Annotated in this window: 19 protein-coding genes; 11 read left to right on the top strand and 8 right to left on the bottom strand. The window is 73.9% G+C overall.

Annotated elements, in window-relative coordinates:
* Positions 1–16: 16 nt before the first annotated feature.
* The gene (locus MTF69_RS40390) at positions 17–706 is read right to left on the bottom strand and encodes a DJ-1/PfpI family protein (protein WP_243341796.1); all 690 of its coding nucleotides are present in this window, start codon (positions 704–706) and stop codon (positions 17–19) included.
* Positions 707–918: 212 nt separating this feature from the next.
* On the opposite strand from MTF69_RS40390, the gene MTF69_RS40395 reads away from it, so the two are divergent.
* Positions 919–1,857, top strand: a complete 939-nt coding sequence (locus MTF69_RS40395; RefSeq protein WP_243341797.1) for a GlxA family transcriptional regulator — start codon at positions 919–921, stop codon at positions 1,855–1,857.
* Positions 1,858–1,913: 56 nt separating this feature from the next.
* Here MTF69_RS40395 and MTF69_RS40400 read toward each other — a convergent pair whose 3' ends face one another.
* Entirely contained in the window at positions 1,914–2,738 is an 825-nt protein-coding gene (locus MTF69_RS40400; protein WP_243341798.1) for a glutamate racemase, read from the bottom strand.
* A gap of 457 nt (positions 2,739–3,195) precedes the next feature.
* Between MTF69_RS40400 and MTF69_RS40405 the strand changes: the two genes are divergently transcribed.
* From MTF69_RS40405 to MTF69_RS40425, 5 genes are all read left to right on the top strand, one after another.
* Positions 3,196–4,617, top strand: a complete 1,422-nt coding sequence (locus MTF69_RS40405; RefSeq protein WP_243341799.1) for a glycosyltransferase — start codon at positions 3,196–3,198, stop codon at positions 4,615–4,617.
* Between the two features lie 257 nt (positions 4,618–4,874).
* Positions 4,875–5,459: a DUF6643 family protein gene (locus MTF69_RS40410; RefSeq protein ID WP_243341800.1), complete on the top strand. Its 585-nt coding sequence runs from the start codon at positions 4,875–4,877 to the stop codon at positions 5,457–5,459.
* Between the two features lie 72 nt (positions 5,460–5,531).
* On the top strand, positions 5,532–6,356 hold the full coding sequence (locus tag MTF69_RS40415; protein ID WP_243341801.1) for an MOSC domain-containing protein: 825 nt from the start codon (positions 5,532–5,534) through the stop codon (positions 6,354–6,356).
* Positions 6,357–6,599: 243 nt separating this feature from the next.
* Positions 6,600–7,211, top strand: coding sequence for a hypothetical protein (locus MTF69_RS40420; protein ID WP_243341802.1), 612 nt, complete (start codon positions 6,600–6,602; stop codon positions 7,209–7,211).
* Between the two features lie 287 nt (positions 7,212–7,498).
* Positions 7,499–10,048, top strand: coding sequence for a right-handed parallel beta-helix repeat-containing protein (locus MTF69_RS40425; RefSeq protein ID WP_243341803.1), 2,550 nt, complete (start codon positions 7,499–7,501; stop codon positions 10,046–10,048).
* On the opposite strand, the gene MTF69_RS40430 is transcribed toward MTF69_RS40425, so the two are convergent.
* Positions 10,021–10,593 (bottom strand): GNAT family N-acetyltransferase, encoded by a 573-nt coding sequence (locus tag MTF69_RS40430; RefSeq protein ID WP_243341804.1) that lies wholly within the window; start codon positions 10,591–10,593, stop codon positions 10,021–10,023. The genes MTF69_RS40425 and MTF69_RS40430 overlap by 28 nt on opposite strands.
* Before the next feature lie 188 nt (positions 10,594–10,781).
* Between MTF69_RS40430 and MTF69_RS40435 the strand changes: the two genes are divergently transcribed.
* Complete coding sequence (locus MTF69_RS40435; protein ID WP_243341805.1) at positions 10,782–11,258, top strand: SRPBCC family protein; 477 nt, start codon at positions 10,782–10,784, stop codon at positions 11,256–11,258.
* 61 nt (positions 11,259–11,319) lie between these two features.
* On the opposite strand, the gene MTF69_RS40440 is transcribed toward MTF69_RS40435, so the two are convergent.
* Together MTF69_RS40440 and MTF69_RS40445 are read right to left on the bottom strand one after the other, a co-directional pair.
* Positions 11,320–11,982 carry a hypothetical protein gene (locus MTF69_RS40440; protein ID WP_243341806.1) on the bottom strand — a complete coding sequence of 221 codons (663 nt, stop codon included), beginning with the start codon at positions 11,980–11,982 and terminating at the stop codon, positions 11,320–11,322.
* 79 nt (positions 11,983–12,061) lie between these two features.
* On the bottom strand, positions 12,062–13,192 hold the full coding sequence (locus tag MTF69_RS40445) for a PLP-dependent cysteine synthase family protein (RefSeq protein WP_243341807.1): 1,131 nt from the start codon (positions 13,190–13,192) through the stop codon (positions 12,062–12,064).
* A 228-nt stretch (positions 13,193–13,420) separates the two neighbouring features.
* Between MTF69_RS40445 and MTF69_RS40450 the strand changes: the two genes are divergently transcribed.
* Positions 13,421–14,041, top strand: a complete 621-nt coding sequence (locus tag MTF69_RS40450; protein ID WP_243341808.1) for an ATP-binding protein — start codon at positions 13,421–13,423, stop codon at positions 14,039–14,041.
* Positions 14,042–14,087: 46 nt separating this feature from the next.
* Here the strand turns inward: MTF69_RS40450 and MTF69_RS40455 are convergent, their stop codons facing one another.
* The gene (locus tag MTF69_RS40455) at positions 14,088–15,386 is read right to left on the bottom strand and encodes an ROK family protein (RefSeq protein ID WP_243341809.1); all 1,299 of its coding nucleotides are present in this window, start codon (positions 15,384–15,386) and stop codon (positions 14,088–14,090) included.
* A gap of 270 nt (positions 15,387–15,656) precedes the next feature.
* Positions 15,657–16,409: an alpha-ketoglutarate-dependent dioxygenase AlkB gene (locus MTF69_RS40460; RefSeq protein ID WP_243341813.1), complete on the bottom strand. Its 753-nt coding sequence runs from the start codon at positions 16,407–16,409 to the stop codon at positions 15,657–15,659.
* Between the two features lie 45 nt (positions 16,410–16,454).
* On the opposite strand from MTF69_RS40460, the gene MTF69_RS40465 reads away from it, so the two are divergent.
* The 3 genes from MTF69_RS40465 (at position 16,455) to MTF69_RS40475 (ending at position 17,986) form a co-directional block, all read left to right on the top strand.
* Entirely contained in the window at positions 16,455–17,210 is a 756-nt protein-coding gene (locus tag MTF69_RS40465) for a maleylpyruvate isomerase family mycothiol-dependent enzyme (protein WP_243341810.1), read from the top strand.
* Between the two features lie 88 nt (positions 17,211–17,298).
* Positions 17,299–17,547 (top strand): DUF6332 family protein, encoded by a 249-nt coding sequence (locus tag MTF69_RS40470; protein WP_243341811.1) that lies wholly within the window; start codon positions 17,299–17,301, stop codon positions 17,545–17,547.
* Entirely contained in the window at positions 17,540–17,986 is a 447-nt protein-coding gene (locus tag MTF69_RS40475; protein ID WP_308401517.1) for a hypothetical protein, read from the top strand. Before MTF69_RS40470 ends, MTF69_RS40475 begins: the two co-directional genes overlap by 8 nt.
* On the opposite strand, the gene MTF69_RS40480 is transcribed toward MTF69_RS40475, so the two are convergent.
* Positions 17,972–18,943: a spherulation-specific family 4 protein gene (locus tag MTF69_RS40480; RefSeq protein WP_243341812.1), complete on the bottom strand. Its 972-nt coding sequence runs from the start codon at positions 18,941–18,943 to the stop codon at positions 17,972–17,974. The two genes, MTF69_RS40475 and MTF69_RS40480, sit on opposite strands and share 15 nt — an antisense overlap.
* Between the last annotated feature and the right edge of the window lie 168 nt (positions 18,944–19,111).

A 19,111-nucleotide genomic window follows, 5' to 3' on the forward strand; every position in this document is an offset into this window, starting at 1 on the left:
GCCGGGGACGCGCCGGTCAGAAGCCGACCGGGGCCGGGCCCCGCTCGCGCCAGACGGTGCCGCGACGTTCATAGGCGAACAGTTCCTCCACGGCCTGCGCGATCCGCGGGCCCACCTCCCGCTCCAGCAGGTACAGGCCCAGGTCGAGTCCGGAGGTGACGCCGGCGCCGGTGACGAGGTCGCCATCGTCGACGACGCGGGCGCGGACGGCGTGGACGCCGGTGGTGTCGAGCACGTCCAGGCCCAGGTGGTGGGTGGTGGCGTGGCGGCCCTCCAGCAGGCCTGCCATGGCCAGGACGAGCGAGCCGCCGCACACCGCGGCGACCGTCGTACGCGGGTTGGCCATCGCCGCCTTGAGCAGCGCGGGCAGTTCGGTGGTCAGGGTGCGGCCGATCAGGACGGGGATGAACTCGTCCTGCCGCCACGGCCCCTCGCCCGCGTCGGGGTCCGGGACCTCGCCGGGCTCTCCGATGCGGCCCGAGGCGCCGGGAACGAGGACCAGGCCCGCGCGGCCGGGGTCCAGGCCGCCCGTGGCGCGCAGCACCAGGCCCCCGGTGCCGCTGACCACCTCGCGGGGCCCTTCGGCGGAGACCAGTTCCACGCTCACCGCGCCGCCGGATGCGGTGCCCCCGGCGTGGAACACCTCGTAGGGGGCGATGACGTCGAGCGGATCGAAGCCGTCGAACAGGACGATCTGGGCGTGCATGAAGGATTCCTCCGCGTGCGGCGGCCCAGTCCGTGCCGGTCCGGGCTCACCCTTGACGCTATGGGTCCTGCGCCCCCTGCCCCAGTGGCATTAACGACACCTACCAACGGGATAACGCCACAGCCCGCGCAATCACCTCTGACCTGGAGAAACCTGCCATCCGGGGATCCGTGGCCCGTCCATCCGGCTCGGCGACCAGCTATGTTCTGGCCATGCACACCGTCGCCGTCCTCGCCCTGGACCGGGTGATCCCCTTCGACCTGTCCACCCCGATCGAGGTCTTCACCCGTACCCGCCTGCCGGACGGCCGCCAGGCCTACCGGATCCGGGTGTGCGCGGAGCGGCCGGAGGTCGACGCGGGTGCGTTCGCCCTGCGCGCACCGTGGGGGCTGGAGGGACTCCAGGGCGCGGACACGATCATCGTGCCCGGTACCGACGTCCCCACGGCCCCGCTCGCCCCCGCCGTCCGCACCGCGCTGCTGGCGGCGGCCGAGCGGGGCACGCGCATCGCTTCCATCTGCACGGGCACGTTCCCGCTGGCCGCCACCGGGCTGCTGAACGGCCTGCGGGCGACGACCCATTGGATGGCGGCCGGCCTCCTCGCCGCCACCTACCCGGACATCGAGGTCGACCCGGACGTCCTGTACGTCGACAACGGCCGGATCCTCACCTCGGCCGGCGCCGCCGCGGGCCTGGACCTGTGCCTGCACATGATCCGCAAGGACTACGGCTCGGCGGTCGCCGCCGACGCGGCCCGGCTGTCCGTCATGCCGCTGGAGCGGGAAGGCGGGCAGGCCCAGTTCATCGTGCACGACCGCGCGCCCACCCCCATGGGTTCCGTGCTGGAACCCCTGCTCTCCTGGCTGCAGGAGAACCTGGCCTGCGACCTCACGCTCGCCGACATCGCCGCGCGCGCCGGAACGAGCACGCGGACCCTGATCCGCCGCTTCCGCGAACAGACCGGCACCACGCCGCTCCAGTGGCTCCACCGCGCCCGCATCCGCCAGGCGCAGCACCTCCTGGAGACCACGCAGCACTCCGTGGAACGCATCGGCGCCCAGGTCGGCTTCGGTTCGCCCACCGCTTTCCGCGACCGCTTCAAGCGCACTACCGGGGTCAGCCCCCACGCCTACCGCCGCGCGTTCAGCTGACCGCCGGACGTACCCGGCGGGTCCCGCGCGGGCGCGAGGAGGTCCGCGCCCCGGGGTCACCCCTGGAGGGATCCCCCGACGGTTTCCCCGACGACGGCGCCGGCGCTCGGCCCGGCCAGCAGACGTCCTTCGGCGTACCCGAGGGCGGGCGCGGGGAGCGTGCCGGGGCGGCCGCTGAGCAGGACGGTCAGGCTGCCGGTGTGCGGCAGACCGGGCTCCGGGCGGGCGCCGAGCCGGCGCAGGGCCTGGACGGCGACGGGCTCGGCGGAGCCGTGGAAGACGTACGCGCCGCCGCCGGTGCGCCGGTCGAGGGCGGCCCGGACGGGGGCTTCGACCAGCTCGTAGTGGGTGCAGCCGAGCACCACGTCGGTGACGTCGGGCGGGGTCAGCTCGGCGGCCGCGGCGACGGCCCGTACGACGGCGGCCTCGTCGCCCGCCTCGACGGCGTCGGCCAGACCGGGGCAGGGCACCTCGGTGACGCGCGCCCCGTCGGCGAAGTCGCGGATCAGGCCGCGCTGGTAGGGGCTTCCGGTGGTGGCGGGGGTGGCCCAGATGGCCACGCGGCCTCCGGCGGCCGCGGCGGGCTTGATCGCCGGCACGGTCCCGATGACCGGGATCGCGGGCTCCAGCGCGGCGCGCAGCGCGGGCAGTGCGTGGACGGAAGCGGTGTTGCAGGCGACGATCAGCGCGTCCGGCCGGTGCGTGGCGGCGGCCCGCGCGACGGCGAGGGCCCGCCCGGTGAGGTCCTGCGGGGTCCTCGGACCCCAGGGCATGCCGTCGGGGTCGCAGGACAGCACCAGGTCCGCGTCCGGCCGCAGCCGTCGCATGGCGGCAGCCGCTGCGAGGAGGCCGATACCGGAGTCCATGAGGGCGATCTTCACTTGGTCACCTTAATCGATCCCCCCACCCCACCCGGGGCAACAGGACCGCACCCCACCCTCAGCACCGCCCCACACCGCAGAAGGCCACCGGCCCCCACTCCCGATCCCACGGCGAACCGCCACCACCCCACCCGGCCTCGCGCCGGACCCCACAGCGGACCCGGCCGCGCGCCGGACCCACAGCGGACCCCACAGCGGACCCGACCTGGCGCCGGGCCCCACACCGGACCCGACCTCGCACCGGCCCCGCACCCCACGCCGTACCGGCGCCCCTCACCCGCCGCACAAGCGGCACCCCCACGCTCCTGCCGTCCTGCGCCCGTCGGGCAGCGGCCGCCCGCACCCGGCCTCGATTCCGCCGGCCCGCCCCCGGCCCACAGCGACCCCGGCCCAACCCGAGCCGCCGACCCCGGTGTCCCGCCGCCCTCCGGGGTGCCCGTCCCGGCACACTGCCGGGATGGGTTACCTCCTCGTCGCCGCGTGCGCCTCGCTCGCCGTCTGGCTCTGGCTCACCCTCGGCCAAGGCATGTTCTGGCGGACCGATACGCGCCTCCCGCCCCGGCACGCCCCCGCCCGCTGGCCGTCCGTCGCGATCGTGGTCCCGGCCAGGGACGAGGCCGAGGTGCTGCCGCTCAGCCTGCCCTCGCTGCTCGCGCAGGACTATCCCGGCGAGGCCGAGGTCATCTTGGTCGACGACGGCAGTACGGACGGCACGGCCGACCTCGCCCGTCGGCTCGCCGACGCGCACCCCGGGCTGCCCCTGACGGTCCTCTCCCCCGGCGAGCCCGGCGCCGGCTGGACCGGCAAGCTCTGGGCACTCCGGCACGGCATCGCACACGCCCGCTCCGGCGTCTCGCACGCCCGTTCCGGCGCCCGCTCCGACACCAGCTCCGGCGCCGGCTCCGTCCTGGGCTCCAGTCCGGATCCCGGCCCGGATCCCGACCCCGGTTGCGGCCCGGATTCCGCCCAGGGTTGCACCCCTGACCCCGGCCCGGGTTGCACCCCTGACCCCGGCCCGGGTTGCACCCCTGACCCCGCCCCGGGTTGCACCCCTGACCCCGGCCCGGATTCCATCCCCGGTTCAAGCCCGGGTTCCAGCCCGGGCCCCGCCCCCGACTACCTCCTCCTCACCGACGCCGACATCGCCCACGAACCCGACAGCCTGCGCGAGCTGGTCTCCGCCGCGACCGCGGCCGACCTCGACCTGGTCTCCCAGATGGCCCGGCTGCGCGCCGTCAGCGTCTGGGAGCGGCTGATCGTCCCGGCCTTCGTGTACTTCTTCGCCCAGCTCTACCCCTTCCGCTGGATCAACCGCCCCGCCGCCCGCACCGCGGCCGCCGCCGGCGGGTGCGTCCTGCTGCGCACCGAGGCGGCCGTGCGGGCCGGGGTCCCGGAGTCGATCCGGCAGGCCGTCATCGACGACGTCTCGCTCGCCCGGGCGGTCCAGCGCACCGGCGGGCGGATCTGGCTCGGGCTCGCGGAGCGGGTGGACAGCGTGCGCCCGTACACCTCCCTCGCGGACCTGTGGCGGATGGTCTCGCGCAGCGCCTACGCACAACTGCGCCACCACCCCGCGCTCCTGGCCGGGACGGTGGCCGGGCTGGTCCTGGTGTACCTCGTGCCGCCGGCCGCGCTCCTCGCCGGCCTGGCCGCCGGCCGGCCCGCCGTCGCCTGGGCCGGCGGCCTGGCCTGGATGCTGATGGCCGGCACCTACCTGCCGATGCTGCGCTACTACCGCCAGCCGGCGGTCCTCGCGCCGCTCCTCCCGCTCACCGCGCTGCTGTACCTCCTGATGACCGTCGACTCGGCCGTGCAGCACTACCGCGGACGCGGAGCGGCATGGAAGGGACGTACCTATGCCCGCCCCGAGGACGCCTGAAACCGGACTCCGCCCTTCTCCTTCACGTCGTCCGAGGTCAGTGGGTTATGACGCTTCGTCAGCACAAGACCGGCGCACGATCCGTGCAACACCCAACCGGCGAGTACGAGTAGGCGCAAGACGGGGCGGAAGTGACCAAATCGTGCACGTGAACGTCAAGTGAAACCTGTGGCCCTGACCTGCGAATATGCAGGTCAGGGCGGTGTTGACGGCACCTCGCTATGGACCCGGTGAAGTCGTGGGCTTAACTTAGGTCCATGACCTCCCCCCGCTCCACTTATGGCGGCGGTTACTACTCCGCGCCCTCCTTCCCGGACACCCCTATCTACGACTCCCTCGTCGCCGAACGCGGGACCCCGCAGATCGCCCCGATCCGGGTGCCCGCCGCCTACGACTCACCGAGCGCCGGCTACTCGAGCGGTGGGTACCTCCCGGCCCTCGCGTCCGCGCTCCCCGCCCTGCCGCCCGCCCGCCCGCAACAACAGCAGCAGGCCCCGGCGTACGGGTACCCGTACCAGCAGCAGGCGGCACCCCAGCAGATGCCGCACATGCAGCAGATGCAGCACATGCCGCCGATGCCGCAGCCCATGTCGATGCCGATGCCGCTCCAGCAGGCGCCGGTGCCGTACGTCCCGCAGCAGCCGCAGCCGTTCGCGGCCCGCACGGGTTACGTCCCGCAGCCCCAGCCGCAGCAGCCCCGCCCGGTCGCCACGAGCACCGGGTACGAGGCGATGCGCCCGGCCGCGCCGCGTCCGATGCAGGCGCAGCCCGCGCCCGTGCCGGCCGCCTCGTTCGAGGACCCGTACGGACGTCCGTACCAGCCTCAGGGGCGCGGTTACTGACCGCCGCGCCCGGCCGGCCCCCTTCGACGAGGTCGCCGCGGAGTCCGTGAGGGCGGCTGGCAGTATTTCCCCATGGTGAAACTGCGTGTCCAGGCGCTCCACGTCCATCCCGTCAAATCGGTGGCGGGGACGGCACCCGACGAGGTGGCCGTGGAGCCCTGGGGTCTGTCCGGCGACCGCCGATGGGCGGTGGTGGACGGGGAGGGCACGGTCATCACCCAACGCCAGCAGCCGAGGCTGGCCTTGGCGCGGGCCCGTCCGCTGGGGGGCGGCGGGTTCGAGGTCTCGGCGCCGGGCATGGCGGATCTGACGGTGGAGGTCCCGGAGCGGGGTCCGCTGGAGCCGGTGGTGCTCTTCGGCAAGAAGATCGAGACCGTGGCGGCGGCGGAAGCCGCCGCCGACTGGTTCACCGCGTACCTGGGCGTACCGGCACACCTGGTGCACCTGGACGACCCGGCCGTACGGCGGCCGGTGGATCCCGAGTACGCCCTGCCCGGCGAGACCGTGAGCCTCGCCGACGGCTATCCGCTGTTGATCGCCACCCTCGCCTCCCTGGACGCGCTGAACGCGCTGATCGCCCGGGGGAACCATCCTGACGAGGGTCCCCTCCCGATGAACCGGTTCCGCCCGAACGTGGTGGTGTCCGGAGCCGAGGCGTGGGCCGAGGACGGCTGGGAGCGCGTCGCGATCGGCGACGCCGTCTTCCGCGGGGCGCGCGAGTGCGGACGCTGTGTCGTGACGACCACCGACCAGACGACGGCGGTACGGGGCAAGGAGCCGCTCCAGACCCTGGCCAGGCACCGGCGGATCGGGAAGTCCCTGGCCTTCGGGCGGCTGCTGGTGCCGGTGCGGCTGGGGACGCTGCGGGTCGGCGACGAGGTGCGCGTCCTGGCGTGAGTGCGTCCGCAGGGACGGAGCCGCCTCCAGGGGGCCGGTGAGACCACCCGGATTGACACCTTCGAGGGGCTCTGGCCTCACCCTGGAACCAACCGCCACTGCTTGCCCGTTGGAACATTCGAGACGTGAGCACCGGACCGGGTGACACACGTCTCGCGCGTCCCGGAATGCGGGTGGCCGGGGCATGCGGGAGGCTGGGACGGCAGGCAGGCGCAGACTGGCACAAGTAGGGGGAGCCGGACCGTGCGGACAGCAATGGGAGTGTGGCGCTGGCGGCGCAATCCGCTACGCCGCCAGACGGATCTATTCGAGGCCTGGGTGGCCTTCGCGGCGCTGGTGTGCGTCCTGTTGGTGGCTCCGGCCATCGGCTGGGCAGCCGGCCTGCGGGTGGACGGCACGCTGCAGCGGGCCGTGCGCGAACAGCGGAGCGAGCGCCATCTCGTACCGGCGGTGGTGGTGCGGCCGACACCGGATCCGCTCCTCGGCGCGGCCACCGATCCGGCGGCGCAGCGCCAGACCCCGCAGCGTACGCAGATCGTCGCGTCGTGGACGGCGCCCGACGGCAGCAACCACCAGGGCACGGTGCCGGCCGCGGAGGAACCGCCGCGTCCCGGCGACCGGTTCCGGATATGGACCGATACGCACGGCCGCCTGGTCGGACAGCCCCTCGACCCCTCCTCCGCCAGTTTCCACGCGGGCGTGGCGGGGCTCGCGGCGGCCCTGGGCATCGCCGCACTGGTGGAGACGCTTCGCCGCCTGGTCGTACGAAGGCTCATGCATCGGCGGTACATCCGGCTGGACCGCGCATGGGCCGCGGCGGGACCGGACTGGGGCCGGGCGGGCGCGGGCAGCTGACCTGGCAACTCACCGGCCCCGCGCGCGCTACGGTGGAGCGCCGGAGCGGCTGCTCCGATCGGGGCGGTCGAAACGGCCGGGAGATCGGGGCGGACGGTGCGGCGGCGCGGGCCCCGCACGGCAGGGCGCGCACGGCAGTACAGGTACACGGCGGGACACGCAACACGGCAGGACACGTAACACGTACACGGCAGGACACGTACACGGTCGGACACGCGGACGGTTTCGGCCCGCGGACGACCAGCAGGCGGACATACGGAACACGAGGGTGGGGGCACGACAGCACCATGGCTCAGGGCACGGTCCAGGTGACGCACGGCGGTTCCTCGCGGTGGCGTCGCCGCTCCGGTGATTATCCGACGCTGACCGCCGCGCTGGCCGTGGCGGGCGACGGCGACGTCCTGTCCATCGCTCCCGGCACGTACCGGGAGAATCTGGTGCTGCACCACGCCGTGACCCTGCGCGGTCCGGAGGGCTCGCTCGGTTCGGTGCGGATCGCACCGCTCGACGGGGTCGCGCTGACCGTCCGGGCCTCGGCCGTCATCCAGGACCTCCACCTGGAGGGCCAGGACCCCACGGCGCCCGCGCTGCTCGTCGAGGACGGCTCCCCCGAGCTCACCGACCTGCGGGTGAGCACCCGCTCGGCGGCCGGCATCGAGGTCCGCGGGAGCGGCGCCCGGCCCTTGGTCCGGCGCTGCACGGTGGAGAATTCCGCCGGAGCCGGCATCGCCGTACTGGACGGCGGCGGCGGGGTGTTCGCCGACTGCGAGGTCGTGGCCGCCGGCCAGACCGGGGTCTCCGTGCGCGGCGGTGGCCGCCCCCGGCTCGAGCGCTGCCGGATCCACCACGCCACGGGCGCCGGCATCGCCGTGACCGGCGACGGTTCTGGCCTGGAGGCGCTGGGCTGCGAGGTCTACGAGATCAAGGGCGCCGGCGTGCAGATCGCCGCGCGGGCCACGGCCGTGCTCACCGACTGCGCGGTCCACCGCACCTCGGCCGACGGGGTCACCCTCGACACGGACGCCGTCCTCACGCTCGCCGGCTGCGACATCCACGACATCCCGGAGAACGCGGTGGACCTGCGCTCGCGCTCCGTGCTCACGCTCAGCCGCACCACCGTGCGCCGCTTCGGCCGCAACGGCCTGTCCGTGTGGGATCCGGGCACCCGCGTCGTCGCCGACTCCTGCGAGATCCACGACAGCACCGGCGACTATCCGGCCGTCTGGATCAGCGACGGGGCCGGGGTCTCGCTGGACTCCTGCCGGGTGCACGACGTACCGGACGCCCTGTTCGTACTGGACCGGGGTTCGCGGGTGGACGTCGTGGACAGCGACATCTCCCAAGTGCGCAACACCGCCGTCTCGGTGAGCGACGGAGCGACGGCCCAGCTGGACGACTGCCGGATCCGGGAGGCGGCCACGGGGGCCTGGTTCCGCGACCACGGCAGCGGCGGCACGCTCGCCAACTGCACCATCGACTCCGTCCAGACCGGCGTGATCGTCACCAAGGGCGCGGATCCCACGCTGGAGCGCTGCACGGTCAGTTCCCCCGCCGAAGCCGGGTTCTACGTGTCGGCGGGCGGGCGCGGCACCTTCACGGCGTGCCGGGTCACGGGCAGCGCGGGCTTCGGTTTCCACGTCATCGACGGCTGCCGGACCTCCCTGCACCGCTGCCACACCGAGCGCTGCGCGCGCGGGGGCTACGAGTTCGCGGAGGACGGCCCGGCCGCCGAGGACTGCACGAGCGACGAGTCCGGACCGCGCCTCGCCGCCCGGTCCGCCTCCGGCCTGGGCGCCGGCCCGGGCGCCGGCTCGGGTGCCGGCCCGGGCGCCGGCTCGGGTGCCGGCCCGGGCGCCGGCCCGGGCGCCGGCCCGGGTGCGGGGGTGGCGGCGGCCGGGGAGCGTACGGGGATCCGTACGGTATCGGCCGCGCCGGGCTCCGTAGCTGCTGCGGGCACGGCCGAGCGGGTGCCGGCCCAGCGGCCGGCCGACGAGACGGACGCGGCGGCGACCGGCGGGCAGCCCGCGGCCCGCGGTTCGGTCGAGGTACTGGGGCACCTCGACGCGCTGGTGGGGCTGGACAGCGTCAAACGCGAGGTCCGCGCGCTCACCGACATGATCGAGGTCGGCCGGCGCCGGCAGCAGGCGGGGCTCAAGGCCGCCTCGGTCCGCCGCCACCTGGTCTTCACCGGCTCTCCCGGCACCGGCAAGACCACCGTGGCCCGGCTGTACGGGGAGATCCTGGCCTCCCTCGGAGTGCTGGAGCGCGGCCACCTCGTGGAGGTGTCCCGGGTCGACCTGGTCGGCGAGCACATCGGGTCCACCGCGATCCGCACGCAGGAGGCCTTCGACCGGGCGCGCGGCGGGGTGCTGTTCATCGACGAGGCGTACGCGCTGGCGCCCGAGGACTCGGGCCGCGATTTCGGGCGCGAGGCGATCGACACGCTGGTGAAGCTGATGGAGGACCACCGGGACGCGGTGGTGGTGATCGTCGCCGGGTACACGGCGGAGATGGACCGCTTCCTCACCGTGAACCCCGGGGTGGCCTCCCGCTTCTCCCGGACCATCACGTTCGGGGACTACGGGCCCGGGGAGCTGCTGCGGATCGTGGAGCAGCAGGCCGAGGAGCACGAGTACCTGCTCGGCGAGAAGACCTCCGATGCACTGCTGACCTACTTCACCGACCTGCCCAAGGGACCCGCCTTCGGGAACGGCCGCACCGCGCGCCAGACCTTCGAGTCGATGGTCGAGCGGCACGCGGGGCGGGTCGCGCAGCTGTCGGAGCCGAGCAAGGACGACCTCACCCTGCTCTACCCGGCGGACCTTCCGGAGCTCTGACCGGAGGCCGTCCCCAGGGTTCGATGTCCCGCGAGCAGGTCCCGGCGCATGCACACCCGGGGCCAGCGGGCGAGCCCGTGCACGGCCTCGCGGTCGCGGATGTCCCGCAGGCCGGGGCCGAGGCCGCTCTCGTCCAGGGTCCGGAAGCCGCACCGGACGTAGTACGGGGCGTTCCACGGGACGTCGGTGAAGGTCGTGAGGGTCAGCGCGGGGGCGCCTTCCGCCCGGGCCCGCTCCGCGAGGTGTTCCAGCAGGGACCGGCCGATGCGGCGGCGGGCGCGGTCCGGGTGCACCGACACCTGCTCGACGTGGAGGTTCCCGTCGACGCGGTCGGCGAGGAGATAGCCGACGGGGTTCCCCGTCCCGGCGCCCTCGGCCGCGACCCAGGCCAGTCCGGCCCGCAGGTGGCCGTGGAGTTCCTCCAGCGGAACCGGTTCGTCGTCGGCGATCTCCGGCATGCCGATGGTCCGGAAGCATTCCCCGGCGGCCCTCTCGATGTCCTGCAGGAGGGACAGCTCGTCGATGTGCGCTGCTCTGATAAGCATGTACGGCATTGTCCCGGCCGGGACCCGGTCGGCGAAACGGGTTCGTCACCCCCGCGGCGGACAACTGACGGACCGACAGCTAGGGTGACAGCCCGCCCGGACGCCGCCGGACGCCGCCGGATGCCACCGGATTCCACCGGGTGCGACCGGATGCAGCCGACCGTCCGCCCAACCGAGGGAGTTCCTCCATGGCCCGTCGACTCCGCCCCGTAGGAATGGACTTCATCGAGGTCGCCCCCACCCGCCTGGCCTTCACCGGCCGGACCACGGCGGCTCCCGAGCACGTGTACCGGGCGCTGGCGGAGGAGGTCGAGGGCTGGCCGCGCTGGTTCCGGGCGGTCACCCTGGCCCGGCCCACCCACGGGGGCGCCGGGCGCGAGATCAAACTGGCGGGCGGGGTCCGGTTCCTGGAGACGATCATGGCCGCGGATCCGGAGCGGCGCTACGCGTACCGGGTCGACGAGACCAACGCCCCCGGCATACGGGCCCTGCTGGAGGAGTGGCGCCTCACCCCCTCCGGCTCCGGCACCCACGTCCAGTGGACCTTCGCGGCGGACGGTCCGGCCCCCGTACGCCTCGCCCTGGCCGCGGCGCGGCCGGGACTCGGCCACTCGTTCCGCTCGGCGGTCCGCGCGCTGGACCTGCGGCTGGCGGCGCGGGGCTGATCGGACGAGCCGGCCGGGGCACTCGACGGCGGCGGGCGGCATCCGGCCCGTCGCGGTTCCTTCAGACCGCGGGGTGCCGCACGGCCAGGTCCCCGTAGCCGCCCGCCGACCAGACCCGGGTCCGGAACTCCTGCAAGCTCATGGCCCGTTCGCCCGCGAAGTGGACCACACCGCAGCGGCCGCAGTACCAGCCCTCCGCCCAGACCCGGTCGGCGGCCACCCGGCCTGGTTCGGTCCGGCGGCGCCAGACCCGTACGGCCCGGCCCGCCAGGGCCATCAGGAGGGGGCCCACGAGCAGCGAGGCCGCGGAGATCCATCCCAGGTAGGTCGTGGAGTCCTCGACCCCGAAGGGGAGGTCGCCGTCACCCCCGTAGAACCGTGGGACCGTGTCGCTCTCGAACCACTTCCCCGCGACGGCACCCCAGATGAACGCGCCGATCGACACGAGGACGAGCAGCGCCCCGAGGCAGCCCAAGGTGCTGTCGTCCGGCTCGTCCGGGGCGATCGCGAGGGCCTTGGCGAGCGCCGAGTTCTCCTCCCGGGTCGTGACGTTGTCGCCGTCGCCCCCCTTGCTCTCCACGCTCAGCTTGGCTTTCGCCCGCAGGTACGCGGCGGACACGCCGAGCACCTGGTCCTCCCGGCCGCAGCGGGGACAGGCCAACGCCGCCTCGCCGCCTCCGCCTTGGCCCCGTACGCCCGTACCGTCGCCCGTGAACTCCGCCATGGCTCCCCACCCCGCGCCGCCGCACCCCAAAGTCAGCACAGCGTAGCCAGCCGGCCCGGCACCGGCCAGGGAAAACGTTTCAGCTGACGGGCTCGCTCCAGACACCGGTCGCGAGCATGGTCTCGAGCGTCCGCGCGTACGGGGCGATGTCGAGCCCCTGCTCCGCCAGCCACGCGTCGGAGTAGTACTTGTCGAGGTAGCGCTCGCCCCCATCACAGAGCAGGGTCACGACGCTGCCCGTGCGGCCCTCCGCCACCATCTCCGAGATGATCTTCAGTGCGCTCCACACCCCGGTACCGGTGGAACCGCCCGCCTTGCGGCCGATCACCCCCTCCAGCGCACGGCACGCGGCGACGCTCGCGGCGTCCGGCACCCGCATCATCCGGTCGATGGCCCCGGGGACGAAGCTCGGCTCCATCCGGGGCCGGCCGATGCCCTCGATGCGCGAGCCGCAGTCGCTGGTGGCGTGCGGGTCACCCCGGGTCCAGCCGTCGAAGAAGCAGGAGTTCTCCGGGTCCGGGACGCAGATGCGGGTGTCGTGCTGCATGTAGTGCACGTAGCGCGCGATCGTCGCGGAGGTGCCGCCGGTGCCGGCCGTGGCCACGATCCAGGCGGGCTCGGGGTAACGCTCCAACCGCAGCTGCTGGTACATCGATTCGGCGATGTTGTTGTTGCCGCGCCAGTCCGTCGCCCGCTCCGCGTACGTGAACTGGTCCATGTAGTGGCCGCCGGTGCGGGCGGCGAGCTCGGCCGACTCCTCGTACATCTTCATCGAGTCGTCGACGAAGTGGCATGCGCCGCCGTGGAACTCGATGAGCCGGCACTTCTCGGGGCTCGTCGTACGCGGCATGACGGCGATGAACGGGACGCCGATCAGCTTGGCGAAGTACGCCTCCGAGACGGCGGTGGAACCGGACGAGGCCTCGATGACGGGGCGGCCGGGGCGGATCCAGCCGTTGCAGAGGGCGTAGAGGAACAGGGAGCGGGCGAGGCGGTGCTTGAGGGAGCCCGTCGGGTGGGTGGACTCGTCCTTGAGGTAGAGGTCGATGCCCCAGGCCTCCGGGAGCGGGAAGCGCAGCAGGTGGGTGTCGGCGGAGCGGTTCGCGTCCGCCTGCACCTTGCGGACGGCCTCTTTCAGCCAAGCGCGGTAGTCCGCGTCGCTGCGGTCGACGTCGATGGTCGTGGCGGTCGTACCGGTGGTGGTGCTCATGCGCCGTGCTCCTTCGTACTTCCCGAGGTCCCGAGTGCGCGCCGGGCGTGTCTGCGCACCGCCCGCTTTCGAAATGTACCCCGCCCACCTGCACAAACGGTCACTTTGGGTATCTATGCGAATCGCTTTCGATCGCGTTCGGTTGCACACCGGCCCACTGTGGGTGACCCTGGGGAGGCGTCACCGAGGGTGCAGCACCCGTAACACTGATGTCGGGGAGTCGCAGCCGTGATCAGTCATTCCCGCAGGCACTGCGTCGTCGAACTGCAGGCCCTGCCCTTGCGGATCGGACAGATCCGCCGAATCGTTTCGGCGCAACTGCGCCACTGGCAGCTCGATCCGCTCATAGACCGGGCTGCGCTCGGCGTGACGGAGCTGCTCAGCAATGTCCACCGCCATGCGCAGCCGGACAAGACCTGCACGGTCGAGATCGAGCTCCGCCTCGGCCGGCTGACGGTCTCCGTCTACGACAGCGACCCCCGCCTCCCGATGCTCCGGGATTCCGGGGCCGCCGGGGCTTGTGGGGCCGCTCGCCCCGCGGACGTTGCCCCTGTCGACGCCCTGGAGACCTCCGGACGCGGGCTCGCGCTCGTGGAGGCGCTGAGCGAGGCGTGGGGCGCCCGGCGGCAGGACGACTGCCCGGGCAAGGTGGTGTGGTTCTCCCTGCGCGCCACCCCCGGCCCGGCCGCACCGGAGCGCCACCCGGTGCTCCTGGCCGAGAAACCGGCGTCGCCGCCCGAGAAGAAGGCCGTACGGGACCCCGCGCCGGCCCCGCCCGCCGCCGCACCTCCCGAGCCGGTCTCCGCCGGCCTGTCGGTGACCGCCTCGGTCGGCGCCCGGCCCGGGTAGCCTCCGGCCGCCGCAGCCGCCCGGAGGGGCCGTCAGGACAGACGGCCTAAGCCGCCGCGCCCAGGGTCCCGAGCGGGTCGTCCAGCACCGGCTGCCACGCCAGCTCGGCGGCGCCGACCAGGCTGTTGTGGTCGAGCGTGCAGGGCAGGATCGGCACGCCGCCGCTGCGCCCCCACAGGCTGCGGTCCGCGACCACCGCGCGCAGCCGCTCGGGGTCGGCGTAGAGCAGCTCTCGGTGGAGTCCGCCCAGGATGATGCGGTCCGGATTCAGGATGTTGACCAGGCCCGCGAGGCCCAGGCCGAGCCGGTCGATGAGCTCCTCGGTGGCCGCCCGTACCCCGGGGTCCGCGGCCTCCTCGCGCAGCAGGTCGCGGGCCTGCTGGAGCAGGGACACCTCGGGGCCCGGGGTGCGCCCGGCGGCGGTGAGGAAGGCCAGCGGGTCGGCCTCCACGTCGAGGCAACCGCGACTGCCGCAGTGGCAGGGGCGCCCTTCCGGGTTCACGGTGAGGTGGCCGACCTCCAGGGCCAGGCCCGAACTCCCGCTGTGCAGACGGCCGTCCAGAACCAGCGCCCCGCCGACCCCGCGGTGCCCGGTGGCCACGCACAGCAGGTGCTGCGCGCTGCGGCCTGCGCCGTGGCGGTGCTCGGCGAGCGCGGCGAGGTTCACGTCGTTGCCGGTCAGCGCCGGGCCGTCGATGCCGGCCTCCTTCACGCAGTCGGCGAAGATGGCCCGGACCGGGGACCCGGCCGGCCAGGCCAGGTGCAGCGGGTTCAGGGCCGTACCCTCCGGCTCCGCGACCGCCGAGGGCACCGCGAGGCCGGCGCCGATGCAGCGCCGGCCGGTCTGCGCGAGCAGCGCGGCCCCGGCTTCGACGACCGCGCCGAGCACCTGCGCGGGGTCGGCCGACACGGGCACCCTTCCGGGAGCCGTGGCGACGATCCGGCCGCCGAGGCCGACCAGGGCGGCCCGGAACCCGTCCGAGTGCACCTGCGCCGCCAGGGCCACCGGGCCGTTCTCGTCCACGGAGAGCCGGTGCGAAGGGCGGCCCTGGGTTCCGCCGGCCCCGCCGGGGCGGGAGTCCACGCGGATCAGGCCGAGCGCCTCCAGCTCGGCGGCGACGGCGCCGGCGGTGGCGCGCGTGACGCCGAGCTCGGCCGTCAGGACCGCGCGGGTCGGGGCCCGGCCGGTGTGGACGAGCTCCAGCGCCGGCCCGAGCGCGCCACGGCCCCGCTCCAGCTTGGTCCGCGCGGAGGTGGTGGACGCTTCGGTCCTGTCGGCCCCGTGCGTCCCAGCGGACACCGTGGTCACATCCCCCGCCTTCCGCGGGGCCCCGTTGCCGTTCATGACAGCGATCCTCGCATGGTCGAAGCATCGAGGACGCCGCCCGCCAAGACTTGATCCGTTATTCCTGTCGGGACAACGGATTGCAGCCGGGGCGGTTCCTGGGCTGTCCGGCGTGGTCGCCCGGAGGCGGCTCATCCGGGGTCGCTCAGGGCGCTGGTCCGGCATTCGGGGAGCAGAGGCACAGCCCAAACGCCGTGCTGCCGCGTGATCCGTACCGGCAAGCCGGGGACAGACACGATGCGGTTGACTCCCACGGGGCGTCTTCTCGCCCTACCCCTCACGGGACTCGGCGATCGTACCGGAATTACGGAACACCTCTTTGCGTATCCCGCCGACCCGCAGCGTGATGTTCAGCCGCCCGGTCAGCCCGAGGTCCGGCGGAGCGGTGCCGGGCAGGACTTCCGGCACCCCGTGAAAGGCCCGTCGGACCGGCCCGCCGAAGACGAACAGATCCCCGCTGCGCAGCTCAAGGTCCCGATACGGACGCCCGCGCGAGGCGGTGTTGCCGAAGCGGAAGAGGCAGGAATCACACAGGCTCAGCGAGACCACGGGGGCTTCGGAGCGCTCCTCGGCGTCCCAGTGCATGCCCATGCGGGAGTCGCCCTCGTAGAAGTTGACCAAGGCGATGTCGTACGCGACGGCCGGATCCGGAGCCTGCCCGTAAGCGGCGGCCACGGCGCTGCGTCCCAGCCGTGCGAGCCAGTCGGGCATCGCCTTGACCGGCGCGCCGTCCCCGTCGACGGCCGTGGGCGCGTACCCGTACGGGTACCAGTGCAGCCCCAGGCACACCTGGCGGGCGGTCATCGTCCCCCCGCCGGGGGTGCGCACCGTCCGCAGCCCGGCGGGCGGCCGGGCCCATCCCCGGCAGGCTTCCACCAACTCCCGCTGCCGCCCGGGCCCCAGCCAGTCGGGCACGTGCACGGCGCCGGGCACGATCTCGGTCCGCTCGCGCGGGAAAAGCTCGCCTCCCGGATGCTCCATGACCACCAGCGCCTCCTCTACAGCCCGCTCCGCGACCTCCATCATCCATCGTTGTGCGTCCCCGCGGGCGGCTGCGAGACTCCCGGCATGGAGATCATCAGCTATGTGAAGACCGTGGCCCGCGAGGGCGAGCAGCTCGCCGACACCGCTGAACGGGCCGGTACGGACGCCCTGGTGCCCACCTGCCCCCAGTGGCGGGTCGCCGACCTGCTGCGCCACACCGGCTCCGTGCACCGCTGGGCCACCGGGTACGTGGCGCAGGGCCTGACCGAGCGGGCGCCGTTCCCGGAGGCTCCGGAGCTGGTGGGCGCGGAACTGCTGGCCTGGTTCCGCGAGGGCCACGCGACGCTGGTGCGGACGCTGACCGGCACGTCGGCCGACGCGCAGTGCTGGACCTTCCTGCCGACCGCGCCGCCTTCGCCGCTGGCCTTCTGGGCGCGGCGCCAGGCACACGAGACCACCGTGCACCGGATGGACGCGGAAGCCGCGCTGGGCGTGCCCTTCGGGCCGGTGGATCCCGCCTTCGCGGAGGACGGGGTGGACGAGCTGCTGACCGGGTTCCACGCGCGGCCGCAGAGCCGGGTACGGACGGCGGAGCCGCGGGTGATGCGGGTACGGGCCTCCGACACGGGCGCGGTATGGACCGTACACCTGTCCCAGGAGCCGGCGCGCACGGTGCGCGGATCGGCAGACGGCACGGACGGCGCGGAGGCCGACTGCACGCTGACGGGCGAGGCCGCCTGGCTCTACTCGGCGCTGTGGAACCGGCAGCCGCTCACCGGACCGGGTGTGACGGGCGACGCGGAACTGGCCCGGCTCTGGGTGGAAACGGCCGGAATCTGACCCCTCGGCCCGCGAAACCCCGGTGCGGCGGCCCGCCGCACCGGGGGCACCCTTGTGGCGGTGCGTCCCGCGCGGAGAGACTGCGTGCATGGAACAACGCAGTCAGGCCGACCGGGACGCGATCACCATCGAGATCGTGTACGCCTTCGTCAGCGGCGCTTTCGCGGCCGGACTCACCTTCGCGGCGCTGTACGCCCCCGCCCTGGCCTTCGACCTCTCCCCCGCCGCCGGCCGAACCCTTGCGACGGTGGGCGGCGCCCTGGCCGCGGCGGTGTTCCTGCTCCGGATCACCCACGTCCTGTGGCGCTTCACCCGCCGCCCGGAGAACGGTGGCTGACAGGGCCCCGGATGCTCCTGGACCGGGCGGCACGGACTCCCCGGCCGTGCGGCCCGCGTCGTCGGCGGAGGCCGGCGTTCCCGGCGGTGACGGGCGGACGTCCACCGTCCGGGTCTCGCTCCTGGTGCTGTACACACCGCGGTTGGAGGACTGCCGCCGGTTCTACGCGGACCTGGGCCTTGCGTTCACCGCGGAACGCCACGGGCGCGGACCGGAGCACTACGCGGCCGTCCTCCCGGACGGCCTGGTCCTCGAGCTCTACCCGGCCCGCGACGACCGTCTCACCGGCGCCCTGCGGCTGGGCCTGGGGCTGGCCGTCGACGCGGAGGTCACCAGTCCGCCGCTCGCCCCGGGCCGCCACCGGCTCGTGGACCCCGACGGCCGTACCGTCGAGATCACCGCCGTCGGGCGGACGGGGTGCGGCTCAGCCCAGGGTTGAGGCGTACCAGGTCTGGGCGCGGTACTTCCAACCGGGCTGGGCGTCCCAGGGGTTCGGCATGCGCGCGCTGGTGGCGTAGGCGTAGCCCGCGCCGCGTTCGAAGGCCGTGCGGAGCGTCGCGCGCATCGCGGGGGCGTCCGGGACGTCGTGTACGAGGTGCCAGAACGCGGTGCCGCTGGGGTCGAGTTCGGCGCCGGAGCGGTAGCCGGTGAGCGCGTTGAAGACGTTGCCGCCGAGCCAGCCGGTACCCGCGTAGGCCGCGTACGTGTCCTCGAAGGTGACGAAGACGTCGGCGGTGCGGTGGCCGGGCTCCAGGAAGCAGTCGGCGATGGCCGTACCCGGGTTGTTGACGACGAGGTCCGCCGTGCCGGGGGCGATGGCTTCCATGGTGTCCTGCACGTAGCCACGGAGCTCCGCGTAGTGGTCGCGGACGGCGTCGGCCGGGCCGCAGTCGCGGCTGACGACGTCGAAGAAGATGCCGTCCACGTGGAGGCGGCCGTCGGGAGTCTTCAGGTAGTTGTCCACGGAGGCCTTGACCGCGGCGATGTCGCGGTTGCCGTGGTCGGTGTGGACGTAGCCGAGCACCTTGGTCTTCTCGCCGGTGGCGGTGGTGCCGGTGCGCAGGACGTCGGCGCGGGCCCGCCAGGGGGCGTCGAACGGGGAGTCGCCGTTGCCCGGGTTGAGGACCACGACCGAGGCGGCGGGGCTGGTGGCGGTGAGATCGACGAGCATCGGGTCGTCGGCCCAGACGTAGGCCGGGACGGCTATCTCCAGGCCCCGTACACCGGCCGCCCGGGGGGTCGGTCTCACCTCGGGGGCCGGGGCGGGGGCCGGGGTACGGTCCCGGGCTTGGGCCCGGCCCGGCTCCGAGCTCGCCGACGCGGTGACGGCCGGCGCCGGCGCGGCCAGTAAGAGGGTGGCGAGGACGGCGTAAACGGCCTTCGCGGCGCGGGTCATGACTGCTCCTCGGGGCGACGGCAGGGCGGCGGCGGGGCGATGGCCGGGCGCCGGGGACGACAGCCCGGGCGGGAGCCCGGCCCGAGGAACACTAGATGAATGAGTCCAAGGGGTGTCGTTGCGGTCAGTGATCGTAGGCGGTTAGTGACCGCTTGACTGGTTGATCGG

Origin of the sequence: Streptomyces sp. AP-93 (assembly GCF_022808175.1) — a bacterium.
In the GTDB taxonomy this organism is placed as follows: domain Bacteria; phylum Actinomycetota; class Actinomycetes; order Streptomycetales; family Streptomycetaceae; genus Streptomyces.